This is a genomic window from Kineosporia sp. R_H_3, assembly GCF_002198675.1.
GTDB lineage: Bacteria > Actinomycetota > Actinomycetes > Actinomycetales > Kineosporiaceae > R-H-3.
The window spans coordinates 18,898-37,623 of sequence record NZ_MWLL01000213.1 but is presented as its reverse complement, the minus strand read 5'-3'; the positions used below and the strand labels follow the sequence as shown (position 1 = coordinate 37,623).

At 75.6% G+C, this 18,726-nt stretch carries 19 protein-coding genes; 11 read left to right on the top strand and 8 right to left on the bottom strand.

The features are described 5' to 3' along the window. Positions 1 to 149 precede the first annotated feature (149 nt). A complete protein-coding gene (locus tag ECOMGDLI_RS35540; protein WP_088319925.1) occupies positions 150 to 1,241 on the top strand; it encodes a peptidoglycan-binding protein in 1,092 nt (363 codons plus the stop codon). 95 nt (positions 1,242 to 1,336) lie between these two features. Then, entirely contained in the window at positions 1,337 to 1,600 is a 264-nt protein-coding gene (locus ECOMGDLI_RS26930; RefSeq protein WP_088287622.1) for a metal-sensitive transcriptional regulator, read from the top strand. Between the two features lie 34 nt (positions 1,601 to 1,634). Here the strand turns inward: ECOMGDLI_RS26930 and ECOMGDLI_RS26925 are convergent, their stop codons facing one another. Next, complete coding sequence (locus ECOMGDLI_RS26925; RefSeq protein WP_088319924.1) at positions 1,635 to 2,906, bottom strand: amidohydrolase family protein; 1,272 nt, start codon at positions 2,904 to 2,906, stop codon at positions 1,635 to 1,637. Positions 2,907 to 3,066: 160 nt separating this feature from the next. On the opposite strand from ECOMGDLI_RS26925, the gene ECOMGDLI_RS26920 reads away from it, so the two are divergent. From ECOMGDLI_RS26920 to ECOMGDLI_RS26905, 4 genes are read left to right on the top strand one after another with little or no spacing between them, the layout of a single operon-like run. After that, positions 3,067 to 3,546 carry a MarR family winged helix-turn-helix transcriptional regulator gene (locus tag ECOMGDLI_RS26920; protein WP_088319923.1) on the top strand — a complete coding sequence of 160 codons (480 nt, stop codon included), beginning with the start codon at positions 3,067 to 3,069 and terminating at the stop codon, positions 3,544 to 3,546. 9 nt (positions 3,547 to 3,555) lie between these two features. Further along, on the top strand, positions 3,556 to 5,052 hold the full coding sequence (locus ECOMGDLI_RS26915; protein WP_088319922.1) for a cation:proton antiporter: 1,497 nt from the start codon (positions 3,556 to 3,558) through the stop codon (positions 5,050 to 5,052). A gap of 10 nt (positions 5,053 to 5,062) precedes the next feature. Continuing rightward, positions 5,063 to 8,551 carry a TM0106 family RecB-like putative nuclease gene (locus tag ECOMGDLI_RS26910; protein WP_198955209.1) on the top strand — a complete coding sequence of 1,163 codons (3,489 nt, stop codon included), beginning with the start codon at positions 5,063 to 5,065 and terminating at the stop codon, positions 8,549 to 8,551. A 53-nt stretch (positions 8,552 to 8,604) separates the two neighbouring features. Next, the gene (locus ECOMGDLI_RS26905) at positions 8,605 to 9,036 is read left to right on the top strand and encodes a ChaB family protein (RefSeq protein ID WP_088319920.1); all 432 of its coding nucleotides are present in this window, start codon (positions 8,605 to 8,607) and stop codon (positions 9,034 to 9,036) included. Between the two features lie 15 nt (positions 9,037 to 9,051). Here ECOMGDLI_RS26905 and ECOMGDLI_RS26900 read toward each other — a convergent pair whose 3' ends face one another. After that, a complete protein-coding gene (locus ECOMGDLI_RS26900; RefSeq protein WP_088319919.1) occupies positions 9,052 to 9,591 on the bottom strand; it encodes a ferritin in 540 nt (179 codons plus the stop codon). Between the two features lie 99 nt (positions 9,592 to 9,690). Between ECOMGDLI_RS26900 and ECOMGDLI_RS26895 the strand changes: the two genes are divergently transcribed. The 3 genes from ECOMGDLI_RS26895 (at position 9,691) to ECOMGDLI_RS26885 (ending at position 11,744) form a co-directional block, all read left to right on the top strand. Beyond that, a complete protein-coding gene (locus tag ECOMGDLI_RS26895) occupies positions 9,691 to 10,452 on the top strand; it encodes a TetR family transcriptional regulator (RefSeq protein ID WP_088319918.1) in 762 nt (253 codons plus the stop codon). Between the two features lie 311 nt (positions 10,453 to 10,763). Further along, the gene (locus ECOMGDLI_RS26890) at positions 10,764 to 11,084 is read left to right on the top strand and encodes a hypothetical protein (protein ID WP_088319917.1); all 321 of its coding nucleotides are present in this window, start codon (positions 10,764 to 10,766) and stop codon (positions 11,082 to 11,084) included. Between the two features lie 114 nt (positions 11,085 to 11,198). After that, positions 11,199 to 11,744 (top strand): type 1 glutamine amidotransferase domain-containing protein, encoded by a 546-nt coding sequence (locus ECOMGDLI_RS26885; RefSeq protein WP_088319916.1) that lies wholly within the window; start codon positions 11,199 to 11,201, stop codon positions 11,742 to 11,744. 204 nt (positions 11,745 to 11,948) lie between these two features. Here the strand turns inward: ECOMGDLI_RS26885 and ECOMGDLI_RS26880 are convergent, their stop codons facing one another. The 5 genes from ECOMGDLI_RS26880 to ECOMGDLI_RS26860 all read right to left on the bottom strand — a co-directional run bounded on the left by ECOMGDLI_RS26880 (position 11,949) and on the right by ECOMGDLI_RS26860 (position 16,257). Further along, positions 11,949 to 12,818, bottom strand: a complete 870-nt coding sequence (locus tag ECOMGDLI_RS26880) for an SDR family oxidoreductase (protein ID WP_088319915.1) — start codon at positions 12,816 to 12,818, stop codon at positions 11,949 to 11,951. Continuing rightward, positions 12,815 to 13,999 (bottom strand): zinc-dependent alcohol dehydrogenase, encoded by a 1,185-nt coding sequence (locus ECOMGDLI_RS26875; RefSeq protein ID WP_088319914.1) that lies wholly within the window; start codon positions 13,997 to 13,999, stop codon positions 12,815 to 12,817. The genes ECOMGDLI_RS26880 and ECOMGDLI_RS26875 overlap by 4 nt, the downstream gene beginning before the upstream one ends. 110 nt (positions 14,000 to 14,109) lie before the next feature. Then, positions 14,110 to 14,571: an Rrf2 family transcriptional regulator gene (locus ECOMGDLI_RS26870; RefSeq protein WP_088287610.1), complete on the bottom strand. Its 462-nt coding sequence runs from the start codon at positions 14,569 to 14,571 to the stop codon at positions 14,110 to 14,112. Between the two features lie 43 nt (positions 14,572 to 14,614). Continuing rightward, positions 14,615 to 15,268 carry a GntR family transcriptional regulator gene (locus ECOMGDLI_RS26865; RefSeq protein ID WP_088319913.1) on the bottom strand — a complete coding sequence of 218 codons (654 nt, stop codon included), beginning with the start codon at positions 15,266 to 15,268 and terminating at the stop codon, positions 14,615 to 14,617. Then, on the bottom strand, positions 15,265 to 16,257 hold the full coding sequence (locus ECOMGDLI_RS26860) for a DMT family transporter (protein WP_088319912.1): 993 nt from the start codon (positions 16,255 to 16,257) through the stop codon (positions 15,265 to 15,267). Before ECOMGDLI_RS26860 ends, ECOMGDLI_RS26865 begins: the two co-directional genes overlap by 4 nt. Positions 16,258 to 16,321: 64 nt before the next feature. On the opposite strand from ECOMGDLI_RS26860, the gene ECOMGDLI_RS26855 reads away from it, so the two are divergent. Beyond that, positions 16,322 to 17,149, top strand: coding sequence for a hypothetical protein (locus ECOMGDLI_RS26855; RefSeq protein ID WP_088319911.1), 828 nt, complete (start codon positions 16,322 to 16,324; stop codon positions 17,147 to 17,149). Here the strand turns inward: ECOMGDLI_RS26855 and hisN are convergent. Further along, the gene (gene hisN / locus ECOMGDLI_RS26850) at positions 17,105 to 17,845 is read right to left on the bottom strand and encodes a histidinol-phosphatase (RefSeq protein ID WP_369812795.1); all 741 of its coding nucleotides are present in this window, start codon (positions 17,843 to 17,845) and stop codon (positions 17,105 to 17,107) included. The genes ECOMGDLI_RS26855 and hisN overlap by 45 nt on opposite strands. 296 nt (positions 17,846 to 18,141) lie before the next feature. Between hisN and ECOMGDLI_RS26845 the strand changes: the two genes are divergently transcribed. Beyond that, positions 18,142 to 18,624 (top strand): DUF2231 domain-containing protein, encoded by a 483-nt coding sequence (locus ECOMGDLI_RS26845; RefSeq protein ID WP_088319909.1) that lies wholly within the window; start codon positions 18,142 to 18,144, stop codon positions 18,622 to 18,624. The last annotated feature ends 102 nt before the right edge of the window (positions 18,625 to 18,726 follow it).

The following is an 18,726-nucleotide window of genomic DNA, read 5'->3' as shown; positions in this document are numbered from 1 at the left end:
TGCCGCAGGGCCGGGCGATGCCGTAGCTCGTGCCGGGGTAGGGCGCGCCCGCCGGCCCGCACCCGCTCGCGCTCGCGGCGGCGCCCGCGACGATCGCGCCGCAGCCGGCCCCGGCGGTCCCGGCGGGGCTCCCCGCGGTCGCGGAGCCGTTGCAGCCGTATGTCTCCGCGGTCTCCTGCGACCCGCGGGACAAGACCGGGACGACGGCCCTCGGCGACCTCCTGCGCGCGACCTACCCCGGCACGAGCTACGGCATCGCCCGGCCCTGCGGCACCGACCCGCTGCGGACCAGCGAGCACTACGAGGGCCGCGCCGTGGACTGGATGGTCGACGGCCGCGACCCGGTGGGGGCGGCCCGGGCGCGGGCGGTGCTCACGTGGCTGCTCGCCACGGACGCCCACGGCAACCGGTTCGCGAACGCCCGCCGGCTCGGCGTCATGTACGTCATCTGGGACGGCACGATCTGGGGCTCCTACGCGGCGACGTCCGGCTGGCGGCCGTACTCGACGTGCGCGGTGCACCCGGAGCGGGCCTGGGACACGACGTGCCACCGCGACCACGTCCACATCTCGCTCGGTTGGGCCGGCGCCCAGAAGCGGACCTCGTTCTGGACCGGCGCCGTCGCCCCGGCCGACTACGGGCCCTGCCGGCCCGCCGACCTCAACTGGGCCGCGCCGTGGGCGGCGCCGCGGACGGCCGTCTGCGCGCGCTACCCGTTCGTCACCGCCCCGGCCGGCGCCTCCGCCCAGCTGGCCCGGCTGGTCCGGTACAGCGGGATGCAGCTGAGCCGGCCGATGACCGGACCCGTCGTCGCCGCCGTCCAGACCGTCGTCGGTGCGGACGCCGACGGCAGCTTCGGGCCGATGACCGAGAGCGCGGTCAGGGCCTTCCAGACCGCGCACGGGCTGCCCCCGACCGGCGTCGTCGGGGCCGCGACGTGGCGGGAGATCCTCGCCGTCGCCCGCGGCGCGGGCGGCACCCCGACGCCGCGCCCGAGCCCGACGCCGACTCCGACGCCCAAGGTCACCCCGACCCCGAAGCCGAGGCCCACCGCGCACCCGGTGCTGCGGCCGGGGTCCCGCGGCCCGCAGGTGCGGATCGTCCAGAAGGCGCTCAAGGTGCGCGTGGACGGCGTGTTCGGCCCGCGGACGAAGCAGGCGGTCATGGCCTTCCAGCGCCGGCACCGGCTGCCCGTCACGGGCAACGTCGGACCGCTCACGTGGAAGGCGCTCAAGCTCTGACCCGGCGCGAGTGCCGGTGGCGCGTACCACCGGGGGTACCTGCATCATGGAGGGGTACGCCGGGACCGCCGGCCGCGCAGACAGGGGACCGGACCATGCAGCTCGAGGAGCAGGCCGCCAAGGACGTCGTCCACCGGCTGCGCCGCGCCCGTGGCCAGATCGACGGCATCGTGACGATGATCGAGGAGGGCCGCAGCTGCAAGGACATCGTCACCCAGCTCGCGGCGGCGTCCCGGGCGCTCGACCGGGCCGGGTTCAAGCTCGTGGCGAGCGGGCTCAAGCAGTGCATGCTCGGCGAGGGCGGCGAGTCCGAGATGACCACGGACGAGCTCGAGAAGCTCTTCCTGTCGTTGGCCTGACGCGGCCAACCGGCCGGCTGCGCGGCCGACCGGTTCAGCCGGCCACGGGGCCCAGGACGACGCGGCCGGCCCGGACGACGAGCGCCGGCCGCTCGCACCCGGTCACGTCGACCGTGGGGTCACCGGGCACCGCGACGACGTCGGCCGCCAGGCCCGGTGCGAGGCGGCCGATCTCGTGCTCGAGCCCGAGCAGCTCGGCGGCCCACCGGGTCGCGCTGAGCAGCGCCTGCGCCGGGGTCAGGCCGTGCCGCACGTAGTAGGCGAGCTGGCGCCCGTTGTCCCCGTGCGGGTAGACCCCCGAGTCGGTGCCGTAGGCGATCCGCACCCCGGCGTCGACGGCCGCCGCGAAGCCGTCGCGCTGCGCCTGGGTCGTGTCCCGGGTCTTGCGCATGACCTCCTCGGAGAACCCCAGCCGCGGCCCCTGCTCGAGGATCCAGTCGCCGTCGTAGAGGTCGGCGACGAGGTAGGTCCCGTGCTCGGCCATGAGGGCGACGGTGCCGGCGTCGAGCAGCGAGCCGTGCTCGACCGAGCGCACCCCTGCGAGCACCGCGCGCCGGATCCCCTCGGCGCCGTGCGCGTGCGCCGCGACGTGCGTGCCGTGGTCGGTGGCGACCTCGACGGCGGCGGCGATCTCCGCCGCCGTCAGCTCGGGTGCCCCGGGGGCCGTGCCGGCCGTGAGCACCGCGCCGGTGGCGAGCACCTTGACGACGTCCGCGCCGCGCCCGAGCACCCGGCGCACCGTGGCGCGCACGGCGTCCGGCCCGGAGCAGACGCCGAACCGCAGCTCCGCGGGCACGACCGCGTCGACGTCCACGGCCAGCCCGGTGACGTCCCCGGCACCGCCGGGGCACGTGACGTACGCGCCGGCGCAGAGCATCCGCGGTCCCTCGACCCAGCCGGCGGCCACCGCGTCGCGCAGGGCGACGTCCGCGAAGGCCCGGAAGCTGCCGACGTCCCGCACGGTCGTGAAGCCCGCGCGCAGGGTCCGCCGCGCGTTCTCGACCCCGACGAGCACCTCCTGGGCGCTGCTGCGGGTCACCAGGTGCGCGTACCCCTGGCCGCTCTCGGCCTCGCCGACGAGGTGGGTGTGGCAGTCGACGAGCCCGGGCAGCAGGGTGTGGCCGGGCAGGTCGAGCCGGCGCACCGGCCCGCCGCGGACGACGTCGCCGTCCGCGGGTGCCTGCGCCACCGGGACGACCGCGTCGACCTGTGCACCGCTGCAGACGACCGCCAGGTCGGGGGCACAGCGTCCGGTCGCGGAGTCGAAGACCCGGTCGGCGGTGAGGACGAGGAGACCGTCGGCCATCGCGGGACCGCCCTTCCGGCAGCGGGGTGGAGGACCTCGGGGCCTTGGCGGCACCGCAGGACACCCTGGCACGGACCGGTCCGCACACGTGTGCCGACCGCTTGTCGATCTTTCTCGCCGCTCGGGGGACGGGGCGCGTGCGCGCGGCTATCGTTCGCACATGGCACGAACGACCCTGCCGAAGGCCGAGCCCGAGCTGACGGACGCCACCCTCACCGCGTCGCGGGCGATGCTCGGCGTCGTGGCGCGGTCCGTCGCCCCGGCCCTGGAGAAGGTGTCGCTCCCGCAGCTGAGGGTCCTCGTGCTCCTCGCGGCCCACGGGACGACCCGCAGCGGCACGCTCGCCGAGCTCGTCGGCGTCCACGCGTCGACCTTCAGCCGGACGACCGACCGGCTCGCCGCCGGCGGCTGGGTCCGGCGCGTGCCCAACCCGCAGAGCCGTCGCGAGACGCTCGTGGAGCTCACGGACACCGGACGCCGGCTCGTCGCGTCCGTCGTCCAGCGCCGACGTACGGAGATTTCGGCGATCCTGCGCAGGGTGCCGGTCGAGGACCGACCGGCCGTGCGCGCAGCGTTCGAGGCCTTCGCGGCCGCGGCGGGGGAACCGCCGCTCGCGGACCTCGCCGTGCTCGGCGTCTGACGGCGGCGGATGGACGACGCCGTCCCGTTCGGCGCGACCCTCGGGATCGTCTGTCTCGTCGGGTTGCTCGCCGTCCTGTCGAACCGGCTGAGCACCCGGCTGCGGGTCCCGGCACCGGCCTTCTTCCTCGTCGGCGCGGCCGTCGCGTCCGACCTCGTCCCCGCGCTCGGCGGCCTGGGCATCACGACGGTGCAGCGGCTCGTCACGGTCGCCCTCGTCGTCATCCTCTTCGACGGCGGCATGCACATCGGTGCCGCCCGGTTCCGCTCGGCCGCCGGCGCGATCGTCTGGCTCGGGGTCGCCGGCACCGTCGTCACGGCGGCCGCGCTGGCCGCCGCCGCGCACCGGCTCTTCGGGTTCGACTGGTACCTCTCGCTGCTGCTCGGGACGGCGCTCGCGCCGACCGACCCCGCGGTCGTCTTCTCGGTGCTCGGCCGGCGGGAGATCTCCGGGCCGAGCGGCGTCCTGCTCGAGGGCGAGTCGGGGGCGAACGACCCGGTCGGCATCGCGCTGCTCGTGGCGATCCTCAGCGCGGGGACGGCGGCCGGCTGGGGCGCGATCGGCACCGGCCTGCTCGTGTTCGCGCTCCAGATGGTCGTCGGTGCCGTCGTCGGCCTCGTCGGCGGCCGCGCGCTGCTCGTGTTCATGCGCCGCGTCCCGCTGCCCAGCGAGGGGCTGTACCCGTTGCGGGTGCTCGCGTCCGCCGGTGTCGTGTTCGGCGTCGCGACCGTGCTCCAGGGCTCGGGCTTCCTCGCGGTCTTCGTGGCGGGCATCGTCCTGGGCGACGAGCGTGCGCCGTACAAGCGCGAGATCGAACGGTTCCACTCCGCGCTCGCGAGCCTCGCCGAGATCGTCGCGTTCACCCTGCTGGGCCTCACCGTGCAGCTGAGGACGCTGCCCGACGGGAGGGCCTGGTCCATCGGTCTCGTGCTCGCGGTCCTCATGGCGTTCGTCGTGCGGCCGGTGCTCGTGGGCCTGGTGCTGCTGCCCGTGCGGATGACGCGGGGCGAGCGCGTCTTCGTGCTGTGGTCCGGGCTCAAGGGCGCCGTCCCGGTGCTCCTCGGCACGTACATCCTCACGACCCACGACCCCGGTGCGCTGCGGGTCTACGACGTCGTCTTCGTCGTCGTCCTCTTCTCGGTCGTCGTGTCCGGCGGCCTCGTCCCGTGGCTCGCGACCCGGCTCGGGCTGCCGATGCGGGTCGTCGAGCCCGAACCCTGGGCGCTGGGCCTGCGGTTCCGCGACGAGCCGCAGGGGATGCACCGCTTCACGGTCGCCCCCGGGGCGCCGGCGGACGGTGCGTCGATCGAGGCGCTGCCGATGGGCGAGAACGCCTGGGTGTCGTTCGTCTCCCGCGCCGGTGCGCTCGTCCAGGTCCGCGGCGAGACGGTGCTCGAGGCCGGGGACGAGCTGCTCGTCCTCGCCGAGCCCGACGTCGCCGACGAGGTCGAGGGCCTGTTCACCGCGGTGCCGGCCGGGCCCCCGGATGTCGGTGCCGAGGGCTAGCGTCCCTGTCGTGCAGATCGTCGACGGCGAGCTCGTGGTGAGTCCTACGGACCTCACCCGGTTCCTCGCGTGCCGCCACCTCACCACGCTCGACCACGAGGTGGCCCTCGGCGAGCGGCCCGCGCCCGCCGCTCCCGGCGAGGCGCTCGAGCAGCTGTTCCGGCGCGGGCTCGAGCACGAGCACGCCTACCTCGACCGGTTGCGCGCCGAGGGCCGCACGGTCGTGGAGATCGACGTCGACGCGGGCGGCCGCGGCCCCGCCGGCCTGCGCGCGGCCGAGGCGTCGACCGTCGCGGCGATGGCCGCCGGCACCGACGTCGTCTACCAGGCGACGTTCTACGACGGCCTCTGGCGCGGTCACGCGGACTTCCTGCTGCGCCGCGACGACCGGCCCGGCCGGTGGGCCTGGTCGTACGACGTCGCCGACACCAAGCTGGCCCGTCGGCTCAAGGTCCCCGCGATCCTCCAGATGGCCGCCTACGCCGAGCGGCTCGCCGTCCTGCAGGGGGTCGCGCCCGAGCGGCTCGTCGTCGTCACCGGCGAGGGCCAGGAGCGGCCCTACCGGTTCGCCGACTGCGCGGCCTACGCCCGCCGGGTGCGGGCCGAGCTGCTGGAGTTCCTCCGGGAGCGTCCCGCTACCGCGTCGTACCCGGTGCGGCACTGCGGGCAGTGCCGCTGGGAGCAGCAGTGCCGGTCGCAGTGGCGCGCGGCCGACGACCTGAGCCTCGTCGCCGGGATGCGCCGCCACCACGCGCAGGCGCTGCGGGCCGGCGGGGTGACGACCGTCGCCGCGCTCGCTGCCGCGGAGCCGTCGGCCCTCGCCGGTCCCGGGCGCGGCCGGGTGGGCCGCACCGCCGCGGAGAAGCTCGTCCGGCAGGCCCGCCTGCAGGTCGCGGAGCGCGAGTCGGGCGAGGGCCGCTGGGAGCTGCTGCCGGCCGAGCCGGGGCGCGGGCTCGCCCTCCTGCCCGAGCCGTCCGCCGGCGACGTGTTCTTCGACATGGAGGGCGACCCGTTCGTCGGCGACACCGGCCTGGAGTACCTCTTCGGCGTCGTCGACGCGGGCGGCTTCACCGGGTACTGGGCGGTCGAGCCGCAGCAGGAGAAGGCCGCCTTCGAGGCCCTCGTCGACCACCTCGTGGCGGCCTGGGAGGCCGACCCGGGGATGCACGTCTACCACTACGCGCCCTACGAGCCCTCGCGGCTCAAGGCGCTGTCGGCCCGGTACGAGACGCGGTCCGCCGAGGTGAGCCGGCTGCTGCGCGGCGAGCGCCTCGTCGACCTCTACGCGGTCGTCAAGCAGGGTGTCCGCGTCGGCCAGGAGTCCTACTCGCTCAAGCGGTTGGAGCCGTACTACTGGGGCCACCTGCGCGGCGGGGAGGGGGTGCACGACGCGCTCGGCAGCGTCGTCGCGTTCGAGCGCTGGCTCCTCGAGCGGGACGACGCCGTCCTCGAGGAGATCCGCGCCTACAACGAGGAGGACTGCCGCTCGACGCAGGCCCTGCGGGACTGGCTCGAGGGGCTGCGGGCGTCCGGCCCGGCGGCCGCCCTCGCCCGGCCCGAGCACGGGGACGGCGCGGCCCCCGAGCAGGTCGACGTGGACGCCGACGAGACGGCCCGGCTGCGCGAGCTGCTCTGGGCGGGCCTCCCCGACGAGCCGTCGGCGCGCTCGTCGCAGCAGCAGGCGACCTGGCTGCTCGGTGCGCTCCTCGAGTGGCACCGCCGGGAGGCGCTGCCGCAGTGGTGGGACTGGTTCGACCGGCTGCGCCGCACCGACGCCGAGCTGCAAGCCGACCCGGCCGCGCTCGGCGGCCTCTCGGCGCCCGAGCAGGTGGGCGCGGTCAAGCGGTCGACGCTGTGGCGCATGGAGTTCCCGCCGCAGGAGACCAAGGTGGCACCGCGCAGCGCCGGCTGGGTCGACCCCCGGACGGGGCGCACGGTCCGGGTGCACGACGTCGACCCGGTCGCCGGGTGGGTCGTCCTCGCGCGGGGCAACGGGGAGCCCGCGCCCGATCTCACGGCGCTCGTCCCCGGCAAGCCCTTCGGCTCGCGCGAGCAGCGGGCACGGCTCCACGAGCTCGCGGAGTGGGTGGCCGCGCACGGCGTCGACAGCCCGCTGCCGCAGTGGCGGGCCGCCCGCGACCTGCTGCTGCGCCGTCCGCCCCGGGTCGCCGCGACGGCCGGCGGGCCCCTCGTCGCGCCGGGGGAGCCGGCGTCCGACGCCGTCCGCCGGCTCGTCGCGCTGCTCGCCGCCGACGCCGACGGCGGTGTCCTGCCGGTGCAGGGCCCGCCCGGCACCGGCAAGACGTACAGCGGCGCCCAGACCGTCGTCGACCTCGTCGCGGCCGGGCTCACCGTCGGTGTGTGCGCGTTCAGCCACAAGGTGATCGGCAACCTGCTCGACGAGACGTGCCGGGTCGCCACGGCGCGCGGCGTGGCCCTCGACGCGCTGCAGAAGGCCGACGACGACGAGGCCTGCGAGAGCGAGGCCGTGCCGTCGACGACGAAGAACGCCGACGTCGTCGCGGCGCTCGACGCCGGCACCCGGCTCGTCGCGGGGACCACCTGGCTGTTCTCCCGTCCCGAGCTCGCGGGCCGGTTCGACGTCCTCGTCGTCGACGAGGCCGGGCAGCTCTCGCTGGCGAACGTCCTCGCCGTCTCGGGCGCGGCGCGGTCGCTGCTGCTGCTCGGCGACCCGCAGCAGCTCACGCAGCCCGTCCAGGGCACCCACCCGCCCGGCGCCGAGGCCTCGGCCCTGGAGCACCTGCTCGCCGGGAGCGCCACGGTGCCGCCGCAGCGGGGCGTCCTGCTCGACGAGACCTACCGGATGCACCCCTCGGTCGCAAGGTTCGTCTCGGAGCTCGCCTACGACGGGCGGCTCGGGGTCGCCCCGGGGACCGAGCGGCAGCAGGTGCTCGCGGCGTCCCCGTTCACCGGCACCGGGCCGTTCTGGGTGCCGGTGCCGCACACCGGCGACTCCGCCGTGAGCCAGGCGGAGGCCCTCGTCGTCGCGGATCTCGTGTCGGGTCTGCTCGACGGCGGCACGTGGACCGGCTCCGACGGGGTGCTGCGGACGATGACGCCCGGCGACGTGCTCGTCCTCACCCCGTACAACCAGCACGCGCAGCGGGTGCGGCAGGCGCTCGCGTCGGTGCCGGGCGGCGACGACGTGCTCGTCGGCACCGTCGACAAGCTCCAGGGCCGCCAGGCCGCCGCGGTCGTCTACTCGCTCGCGACGTCGTCGGCCGAGCAGGCCCCCCGCGGCCTGGAGTTCCTCCTGAGCGTCAACCGGTTCACCGTCGCGGTGTCCCGGGCCCGGGCCCTCGTCGCGGTCGTCGGCAGCCCCGACCTGCTCCTGGCCCCGGTCGGGGGCCCGGCGGACCTGCGGCGGCTCAACGCGCTGTGCGCCTACGTCGAGCAGGCGCAGCGGCTCGACCTCCCGGCGGTCCGGCGGGCCGGGGAGCCGGCCGCGGGCATGACGGCGGCGCCCGCGGGTACCTGAGGGGCGGCCCGGGCGTCACCCGGCGGCGGGCGAGACGGACGACGGAGGTCCAGATGCCCGCGAAGCGCAAGCGGCCCGTGCAGGACGACCTGCCCTCGACCCTGCGGCGGTCACCCGCGAAGGCGCAGGAGACCTGGGCGGCGACGCACGAGTCCGCGGTCGAGAGCTACGGCGAGGGGGAGCGCGCCCACCGGACGGCGTTCGCCTCGCTCAAGCACTCGTTCGAGAAGGTCGGCGACCACTGGGAGCCCAAGGAGGCCAAGGGCCCGAGCGACGAGCAGGCGGAGCGCGGCGCCGCGGGCCGCGGCTCGGCGGCGCGCCGGCCCACGGCGGAAGGGGTCGACGCGAACGCGTCCAAGGAGCACCTGCTCGGGCTCGCGCGCCGGCTCGACGTCCGCGGTCGCTCGCGGATGACGAAGGCCGAGCTCGTCGAGGCGCTCATGCAGGCCAACCGCCGTGAGACCGCGCGGTCGGCGCGGAGGTAGCCGAGCCGACGGGAGTCAGGCGAGCAGCATGCCGCCGGCGACCTCGGGCGCGCCGGGGTCGGTGCCGGTGTCGCCGACAGACTCGCGGGCGAGGTAGTTCTCGATCTGGAACCAGTCGGTGCCCGCCCGCTGCGCGATCGCGAGGAGCGTCTTCATCGAGGCCACCTCCTCGACCTGCTCCTTGATGAACCAGAGCATGAACTGCTCGCCGAGGAAGTCGCCGTCCTCGCGGGCGGCCCGGAAGAGCGCCTCGATCTGCCGGGTGACCTGCTCCTCCTGGGCGACGGCGAGCGCGACCGGCTCCACGACGTCCGTGAAGTCGTTGCGGACGTCGCCGACGCCGGGCACGGTCACCGGCAGGTCCCGGTCGAGCATGTACCGGACCATCATCATCGCGTGGTTCCGCTCCTCGACCGCCTGGCGGTAGAAGTGCGTCGCGAGCTGGGGGAGGTCGTGGGCGTCGAACCACACCGCGAGCGCGACGTACTGCTGGCTGGCGGTGAACTCGTGGCAGACCTGCTCGCCGAGCAGGGTCGCGAATCGGGGCGTCGGCACATGGTCAGGTTAGCGGCGGTGCGGGCCGGTCCCCGTGAGGTGGCATGTGTCACGGGGAGGCGCCTCACGGCGGGGGACGCGCCTCGGTACGGTCGGACCATGGCGTCGACCGTCCCGGCACCCGCGACGGGCCCGCAGCAGGCCAGGGCCCGGATCGCCGCTGCGGCGCGGGGGCTGTTCGCCGAGCGCGGGTACGAGCAGACGACCGTCGACGCGATCGCCGAGCGGGCGGGCGTGGGCCGCCGGACGTTCTTCCGGTACTTCCGGTCCAAGGACGACGCGATCTTCCCCGACCACGAGCTCATCGCCCGCGAGGCCGAGGCGCTGCTCGAGGCGCTGTCGAGCCTGCCGCCGCTGCGCGCGGTCTGCGAGGGCGCCCGCCTGGTCTTCCGCAGCTACGTCGACGAGCCGGTGATCTCGGTCGAGCGGTACCGGCTGACCCGGTCGGTCCCGGCCCTGCGCGACCGGGAGACCGCGAGCGTCTCGAAGTACACGCGGCTCTTCTCGTCGTCGCTGCGCGCGCGGTGGCGCGACGTCCCCGGCGGCGTCCTGCGGGCGGACACCGCGGGCGCCGCGATCGTCGCCGCCCACAACACCGTGCTGCGCGACTGGCTCCGGGCCGGCGGCGGGTACGACCCGTTCCCCGCCCTCGACGCCGCCTTCGACTGGGTCGCGGCGACCTTCGACGCGGCACCGTCCGCCGAGGAGGCGGCCCGCGTCGCGCGCGAGGCCGCCGGTCGTGGGGCCCAGCGTCCCGGCGGCGCCGACGCCGTGCCCGTCGGTGAGGACGTCGTCGTCGCCGTCTTCCGCGCCGGCGACCCGATCGACGACGTCGTCCAGCGCATCAGCCGCTCGCTCTGACGCTCCTGTGGCACTGAGTGCCACAGGAGAGCGATCGGCGGGGGTTCTGGTCCTGCGGCGCCGGCACCGAGCCGGACGTCCCGGATGATGCCGCCGTCAATCTCTTGACGTCAAAGTGACTGTCCCTGCAAGCGTTTGCCGTCGAGGTGCTCAAGGTCCCGGGTGGGACGGCCGGCGAAATGGTCGCATGGAGATGTCACCCGGGCCCTTGAAATTGGCATCGAGTGCCGTCAGGATGGCACTCAGTGCCACCGCGGGTGGAGGTGTCGACGGCGACATCCAGCGGGGCACGGGATCGGAGGATCGCTGTCATGGCTGCCAGCCTCACTCTCGCCCACAGCGCGTCACGGACCGCGTCTGAGGAGCTCTTCGTCGTCGCGACGCACAAGGTGCGTGACCGCTCCACGGGCGCCGCGCCCAACACCTGGCTGCCCTACGGCGCCCAGCACGCCTGGCGTCCCGGGAGCCGGCAGACCCTCTGCGGCGAGTGGATGAACGGGTGGACCGTGTTCTGGGAGCGGCACTTCAGCGCCCGTCCGGCCGCCGCGTGCCCGGCCTGCGTCGAGGCGACCCTCCCGGAGGCCTCCCGCCGGCGGCTCGACCACATCGAGCGGTCCCGCGTCTCCGCCTGAGCCGCGTCCCCGGCCGGGCCGGTCGGGGAGGGCCACGGCATCTCGACATGCGTCCGCGGAGCCCGCGGGGGAGCGTGGAGAAGTCCGAGAACGACAGGACTTCTGAGGAGAACCGTGTCCCTGGACAAGAAGAAGATCGCGTTCCTCGTCGCCTCCGAAGGCATCGAGCAGGTCGAGCTCACCGAGCCCTGGAAGGCCGTCGTGCAGGCGGGCGGGCAGCCGGTGCTCGTCGCCTCCGGTGACGGGGCGACGGTCCAGGCCTACAACCACCTCGACAAGGGCGACACGTTCGACGTCGACCTCCCGGTCTCCCGCGCCGGTGCAGAGGACTACGACGGGCTCGTCCTGCCGGGCGGGGTCGCCAACCCCGACGCGCTGCGCACCGACCCGACGGCCGTCGCGTTCGCCAAGGCCTTCGTGGACGTCGGCAAGCCCGTCGCGGTGATCTGCCACGGGCCGTGGACGCTCATCGAGGCGGACGTCGTCCGCGGCCGGCGCGTCACGTCGTGGCCGAGCCTGCAGACCGACCTGCGCAACGCGGGTGCCGAGTGGGTCGACGAGGAGGTCGTCGTCTGCACCGGCGGGCCCGGCCCGATCGTCTCCAGCCGCAACCCCGACGACCTGCCGGCGTTCACCAAGGCGATGGCCGACGTCTTCTGACGACCGGCCCGCGGGACGGGCCGTCCCGACGGGCGGCGTCCGAACCAATCTGATGCACTGGGCGTTGAGACCACAGCGGGGCAGGACGCCCGCACCCGGATCTCCGGGCCGCCCCGACGGGGGTGCCCGGAACCAGACCTCCTGGGGGAGGTGAGGCGGCCGGGGTGCCGAGAGGCACCCCGGCCGCTGGTCTTTGCCCGCGGGCTACGGGGTCCGGACCTCCTGGGAGGGCCGGAGCACGTTCCCCGCGTGCGGGTCCACCTGGTCACGGCCCAGCCCGGCCATCCGCATGAGGGGCGTGACGAGCACGTCGTACAGCCGTGGGACCGTCACGAAACCCAGACGCACCAACGGGTTCGTGACACCGACGAACGCCGAGCGGCGCCGGCCGGCGACGACCCGCAGGACCGCCTCGGCGACCCGCTCCGGCCCGTACACCGGGGGCGGGGGCCTGCCCTGCCGCCCGGCGTAGCTGCCGGCGAGCTCGTAGATCGCCGTGTCGACGCTGCCCGGGGCGACGAGCGCCACGTGGACGCCAGGCGTCGCACGCGCCTCCTGCTGGAGCACCCGGGTCAGGCCGCGGACGGCCCACTTGCCGGTGACGTACGACGACATGAAGGGCACGGTCACCTCGCCGAGCAACGACCCGACCACGACGAGGCTGCCCCCGCCGTGCTGCGCGGCGAGCGTCGGCAGCACGGCGCGGGCGACGTTCGCGGTGCCGAGGACGCCCACGGTGACGGTCCTGTCCCAGACCTCCGCCGGGACGTCCCCGAACCGGCCGTACGCGACGACGGCGGCGCAGTGCACCGTGACGTCCACACGTCCGTGCTCGGCGACCACGTCCCGGACGGCCTCCCGGACCGCACCACCGTCCGCGACGTCCGCCACGACGGGCACGGCCCCCGCCGCACCCGCCTCGAGGCAACGCCGCGCGAGCCGGTCGAGGTCGTCCGGCGAGCGGGCGAGCAGCACGAGACGGGCGCCGCTGCGGGCGTACGCGAGGCTCACCGCGCTGCCGATGCCGCCCGACGCGCCGGTGACGAGGACGACGGACGGCCCCGCGGACGTCACGGGGCGAGCACGACCTTGACGCAGCCGTCCTTCTTCTCCTGGAAGAGCGCGTACGCGTCCGCGGCCTGCTCCAGCGGCACCCGGTGCGTCGCGAGGTCGAGGACGCCGAGCGGGTCGGTGGGGTCCTCGACGAGCGGGAGCAGGTCGGGGATCCAGCGGCGGACGTTCGCCTGGCCCATCCGCAGCTGCACCTGCTTGTCGAAGAGCTCCATCATCGGCATCGGGTCCGCCTCGCCGCCGTACACGCCGGAGACCGACACCGTCCCGCCACGCCGGACCGCCTTGATCGCGGCGTGCAGCGCCGAGAGCCGGTCGACGGCGTACTTGTCGATGAGCGGCCGCGCGACGGCGTCCGGCAGCAGCCCCACCGCGGCCTGCGCCATCGTGCCGCGGGGCGAGCCGTGCGCCTCCATGCCCACGGCGTCGACCACGGCGTCGGGGCCGCGTCCGTCGCACAGCGCGACGAGCGCCCCGGGGACGTCGTCGACCGCGTCCGGGTCGAGCACGTCGACGCCGTGCCTCTGCGCCATGGCGCGCCGCTCCGGGACCGGGTCGAGCCCGATGACGCGGCCGGCGCCCCGGTGCAGGGCGATCCGGGCCGTCATCTGGCCGATCGGGCCGAGCCCGAAGACCGCGAGGGTGCCGCCGGGCGGGCAGTCCGCGTAGGCGACGGCCTGCCAGGCGGTCGGCAGCACGTCGGAGAGGTACAGGTACCGCTCGTCGGGGCCGTCCGGCGAGATCTTCACCGGGCCGAAGTGCGCCTGCGGGACGCGCAGGAACTCCGCCTGACCGCCGGCGACCTGCCCGTAGAGCGAGCTGTACCCGAGCAGCGCCGCCCCCTTGCCCTGCGAGCGCACCTGCGTCGTCTCGCACTGCGAGTGCAGCTGCAGGTCGCACATGTGGCACGCGCCGCACGCGATGTTGAAGGGCACGACCACCCGGTCCCCGGGGCGGATGTGGGTCACGCCCGCGCCGACCTCCTCGACGATCCCCATCGGCTCGTGGCCGAGGATGTCGCCGGGCGTCATGTAGGCCCCCAGCACCTCGTACAGGTGCAGGTCCGAACCGCAGATCGCGCTCGAGGTCACCCGCACGACGGCGTCCGTCGGCTCCTCGATCCGCGGGTCGGGGACGTCCTCGACCCGGACGTCCCGCTTGCCCTGCCATGTCACTGCACGCACGTCTGCCGCCTCCCCGGGGCGGCCCGGACGGCCTGCCCTCGTGCCGGGCGGTTACCCCGGCAGGGTGGTCGGCATGCGCGACGGCGGCGACCGCCTGGCCGGCCGGTCGGTCAGAGCCGCGCCTTCCAGGCGTCCTCGCCGCGGGTCAGCGCGTCGACGGCGGGCGGCAGCGTGCCCGACGACAGGTCCGCGAGCGAGATGTCCTCGAGCACCGAGCGCATCGTGGCCCGCAGCGCGACCCAGGTCTGGCGCAGGGCGACGGCGGCGCCGTGGTACTCGACGTCCTCGGGGCGGCTGCCCGCGATGTTGGCGAGCGGGCCGTCGATGGCGCGGATGACGTCCGCGACGGTGACGGCGGTGGCCGGCCGGGCGAGCTGGTAGCCGCCGTCGACGCCGCGCCGGCTGCGGACGATGCCCGCCGTCCTCAGCTCGGCGAGGATGTTCAGCAGGAAGGGCAGCGGGATGTCCTGGGCCGTGGCCACGGACTCCGTCTTGACCCACGTGCCGGGCTCGGCCAGGGCCAGCTCGGCGGCGGCCCGGATCGCGTAGTCGGTCTTGGCGGAGATGCGCACGGGGCCATTGTGGCGGGTCGGCCGCCGGGATGCGGACGTCCGGTCAGGACGCCGCCCCGGCGGGCCGTCCGCCCGCGAGCTCGGCGCCCTCGTGGAGGTGGCGGCGCAGCGCCTCCGGGCCGTCGGTGCGCAGCCGCTCGAGGAGGTCCCGGTGGATGACGGCCATCCGGTCGACGGGCAGCGTCCGGCGGGACTGGACGAGGGCCAGCCGGCTCTCGAGCTCGAGCCCGGAGTGCGCCGCGGTGATCCGCGGGCTGCCGGCCGCCGCGACGAGCGCGTGGTGCAGCGCCGCGTGGGCGGCGTCCACCGCGGCCCGGTCGGGGTCGGCGGCCGCGCACGCGGCGTCGAGGGCGGCCGCGGCGTCGACCACCTCGCCCGGCCACGGGTCCAGCCCGCGGCGCTCGGCGAGGAGCCGGGCCGCCTCGACCTCGAGGGCGGCCCGCAGCTCGAAGAGGTCGCGCAGGGCCGAGGCGTCCAGCGCGGCCACCCGTGCGCCGCGGTGCGGTTCCACGACCGCGAGCCGCTGGGCGGCAAGCGCCCGCAGGGCCGCCCGGACGGTGTGCCGGGCGAGCCCGTACTCCCCGGCGAGGGCCTCCTCGCGCAACCGGTGGCCGGGCGGCAGGTCGCCGGACAGCACCCGCGAGCGCAGGTCCTTGGTGAGCCGGTCGACCTGGGTCGGGCCGGTGGCGGGGCTCATGCGAGCGCCCCGGACGGCCCGGTGCCGGTCGTGCCGGGGGCCGCGGTCGCCGGTCCCGGGGCCGCGGACCGCCGGACGGCGACCGCGACGAGGCCGGTGACGAGCAGGCCGCCGCCGACGAGCGTCGTCCGGCCGACGGGCTCCCCGAGCAGCCCGATCCCGAGGCAGGCGGCGGCGAGCGGCTCGGCCAGGACGAGCGTCGTCGTCTCGGCCGCGGACAGGTGCGTGAGTCCTCTGGCGAAGAGCACGTAGGCGAGTGTGGTGGGCACGAGGCCGAGCCACAACACCAGGGCGGCCCCGCGCGGCGTCGTGACCCAGCCGACGGGTGCCACGGCGAAGGCCGGGAGCAGCCACACCGCACCCGCGCCGAAGACCGCGGCCATCGCGGACTCGGCGCCGACCCCTGCCGCGAGAAGGGCTTTCGCCGCGACCGTGTACGCGGCGTACGCCGCGGCGGCGACGAGGGCGAGCAGGACGCCGACCGGTGCGACGTGCGCGGACGCTCCGCCGGTCACGAGGACGGCGAGCCCGCCGCAGGCCAGCGCGGTCGCGACGACCCAGCGCCGGTCGGGCCGGCCGTGCCCGAGCAGCCAGCCGGCCGCTCCGGTGAGCACCGGCGCCGAGCCGAGGGCGACGACGGTGCCGACGGCGACCCCCGTCGTCCGGACCGCGAGGAAGAACCCGACCTGGTAGGCCGCGACGGCCAGCCCCGCACGCCACACCGCGCCGCGGACGCCGGGCCCGGTGGGGAGGCCGAGGCGCGCGACGAGCGTGCGGCCGTCCGTGGACCCGGGCGGTGCGGTGCCGCCGGCGCGGTCGGCCCGGCGCTGCATCCACCAGGTGACGGCGAGCAGCCCGAGCGCGCCGACCGCCACCCGGGAGGCCCCCACGACGACCGGGGACGCGGCGTCCGGGCCGAGGGCCTGGGCGGTGCCGGTCGTGCTGAAGCACAGGGCGGACGCGAGGACGGTGAGCCGGTGCCGCAGCATCGTCAGATCATTCCACAATCAAAGCAGATTGTTCAACAAAAATGACGTCTGTCAGGCTGGGGCCGTGCTCCACGACGCCTCCGGCCGCCGCGCAGCCGGGCTCCTCGCCCGCAGCCGGCGCGACCTCTGGGTCGCGGCGGCCGTCATCGGCTGGATCGGGCTCGTCCTCCTGCTCGACGCGGTCCGCCTGCCCGGCTCGCCCGGGCCCGGTGAGCACGGGTCGCTGTGGGCCGCCGGGCCGGCCGAGATCGGCCGTCAGGTCGCGCTCGGGGTCACGACCTGGGGCGTCCTCGCGCTCCTGCTGCGCCGCGAGACGCCGCTCGTGCGCACCCAGACGCTGCTCGTCGTCGCGCTCGCGACGTGCGTCGAGTACACGTTCTCGCCGCTGCTCGAGGCGTACGTCTACCGGATCGGCACCGTCCCGTTCTTCGTCCCGCCGGGCCACGGCCTGGTCTACCTCGCGGCGCTCACGCTCGGCCGGTCCGCGCTGTTCGAGGCGTACCGCCGTCCGCTCGTCGCGGCGACCGTCGTCGTCGGTGGCGCCTGGGCCGCGCACGGCCTCGTCGCCGAGCGCCCGGACGCGCTCGGCGCGTTCTGGTTCTGCTGCCTGCTGGGCTTCCTCGCGTGGGGCCGCAGCCGGATGCTCTACGTCGGCGCGTTCGTCGTCGTCAGCTACCTCGAGCTGGTCGGGACGGCGCTCGGCACGTGGGCGTGGGCGGCCGCGGACCCGGTGCTCGGTGTCGTGAGCCAGGGCAACCCGCCCTCGGGCGCGGCCGGGGGCTACGGGTGGTTCGACCTCTACGCCCTGCTGCTCGCGCCGTGGGTGCTGCGCGTGGCTGGCCGGCGGTCAGCCCTTCGGCGAGAGCGCGGCGAGCGCCTGGTCGTGCAGTAGCCCGTTCGTCGCGAGCGCGTTGCCCCCGAACGGCCCGTCGGCACCGTCGACGGACGTGAACCGGCCGCCGGCCTCGACGACGACCGGCACGAGCGCGGCCATGTCGTACAGCTGCAGGTCGGGCTCGCACGCGACGTCGACGGCACCCTCGGCGAGCAGCATGTACGACCAGAAGTCGCCGTACGCCCGGCTGCGCCAGACCGTCGACTCGAGCGCGAGGAACTCCTCGCGGCGGCCGAGCGCCTCCCAGCCGGAGATGGACGAGTACGACAGAGACGCGTCGGCGAGGTCGCCGACCCTCGACACCGAGAGCCGGCGCGCCGAGGACAGGCTGCGGCCGGTCCAGGCACCGGTGCCGCGGGCCGCCCACCAGCGCCGGTTGATCGCGGGCGCCGACACGACGCCGACGACCGGGTCGTCGTCCACGAGCAGGGCGATGAGGGTGGCCCACACCGGCACACCGCGGACGAAGTTCTTCGTGCCGTCGATCGGGTCGACGACCCAGCGCCGCGAGCCGTGGCCGGTCGGCTCGTACTCCTCGCCGACGACGGCGTCCCGCGGGCGGGTCCGCCGCAGCTGCTCGCGGATGAGCTCCTCGGCGGCCCGGTCGGCGTCGCTGACGGGGGTCAGGTCGGGCTTGGTCTCGACGGTGAGGTCCGCGGCGAGGAAGCGCGACGTCGTCAGCGAGTCGACCATGTCGGCGATGACATGGGCCAGACGCAGGTCGTCGTCGTAGGCCGGCACGCGGGCTCCTCGCAGGGCGTCAGGTCGGCCGGGACCGACCGGTGGGAGATCTGCCGCCGACGGTACCGCCACCGGCCCGCCCGGGAGGCGCTGCGCGCAGAACCGTGACGCGTCCGGGCCCGAAGTCCCGGCCGCAGCGCCCGGACGTCGTCCCGGGGCAGCCGCCAGGGCGTGCCCCCGGGGCCGCATACCGGGCGTTGACCTGCGGCGCGGGTGTCGTTGACCCGCCGGTGCCTAGCGTCCCGATCATGTTCGATGTCATCTCAGGCCTGCCCGTCCACCCCCTCGTCGTGCACGCGGTGGTCGTCCTCCTCCCGCTCATGGCCGTCGTCACGGTGCTCGTCACGGTCCGTGCCCCGTGGCGCGGCGCGCTGCGGTGGGTCGTCGTGGCCGACGCCCTCGTCCTCGTGAGCGCCGTCGTCGCGGACCAGTCCGGCGAGGCGCTCCAGGGCCGGCTGTCCCAGGCCGGCGAGAAGGTCGCCGAGGAGCACGGCGAGCTCGGCGGCACCATCCCGGTCGTCGCCCTCGTGCTCCTCCTCACGGCCGTCCTCGCGTGGTTCGCGACCCGCAAGGGCGGGGTGCTCGTCCCGGTGAGCATCGTCGCCGTGAGCCTGGCCGCCATCGCCTCGATCGGTCTCGTCGTCGCCGTCGGGCACAGCGGTGCGCAGGCGACGTGGCAGGAGGAGATCGCGGGCACGCACGCCCCGGTCGGTGACGTCGACGACGACTGAGGCCGGCCGGTGGCCGGAGCCGGGCGCCGCGCGACCCTGTGAATGATCGCCGGTTGAACCGCCCGGAGCAGGTGGGCGTTTAGGATCACGCAGCGTCATCGC

What these genes read in the sequence shown, in the direction of transcription:
- ECOMGDLI_RS26930 (WP_088287622.1), top strand. Translation starts at nt 1,337, where the DNA reads ATGCAGCTCGAGGAGCAGGCCGCCAAGGACGTCGTCCACCGGCTGCGC.
- ECOMGDLI_RS26925 (WP_088319924.1), bottom strand. Translation starts at nt 2,906, where the DNA reads ATGGCCGACGGTCTCCTCGTCCTCACCGCCGACCGGGTCTTCGACTCC.
- ECOMGDLI_RS26920 (WP_088319923.1), top strand. Translation starts at nt 3,067, where the DNA reads ATGGCACGAACGACCCTGCCGAAGGCCGAGCCCGAGCTGACGGACGCC.
- ECOMGDLI_RS26915 (WP_088319922.1), top strand. Translation starts at nt 3,556, where the DNA reads ATGGACGACGCCGTCCCGTTCGGCGCGACCCTCGGGATCGTCTGTCTC.
- ECOMGDLI_RS26905 (WP_088319920.1), top strand. Translation starts at nt 8,605, where the DNA reads ATGCCCGCGAAGCGCAAGCGGCCCGTGCAGGACGACCTGCCCTCGACC.
- ECOMGDLI_RS26895 (WP_088319918.1), top strand. Translation starts at nt 9,691, where the DNA reads ATGGCGTCGACCGTCCCGGCACCCGCGACGGGCCCGCAGCAGGCCAGG.
- ECOMGDLI_RS26890 (WP_088319917.1), top strand. Translation starts at nt 10,764, where the DNA reads ATGGCTGCCAGCCTCACTCTCGCCCACAGCGCGTCACGGACCGCGTCT.
- ECOMGDLI_RS26865 (WP_088319913.1), bottom strand. Translation starts at nt 15,268, where the DNA reads ATGAGCCCCGCCACCGGCCCGACCCAGGTCGACCGGCTCACCAAGGAC.
- ECOMGDLI_RS26860 (WP_088319912.1), bottom strand. Translation starts at nt 16,257, where the DNA reads ATGCTGCGGCACCGGCTCACCGTCCTCGCGTCCGCCCTGTGCTTCAGC.
- hisN (WP_369812795.1), bottom strand. Translation starts at nt 17,845, where the DNA reads ATGGTCGACTCGCTGACGACGTCGCGCTTCCTCGCCGCGGACCTCACC.
- ECOMGDLI_RS26845 (WP_088319909.1), top strand. Translation starts at nt 18,142, where the DNA reads ATGTTCGATGTCATCTCAGGCCTGCCCGTCCACCCCCTCGTCGTGCAC.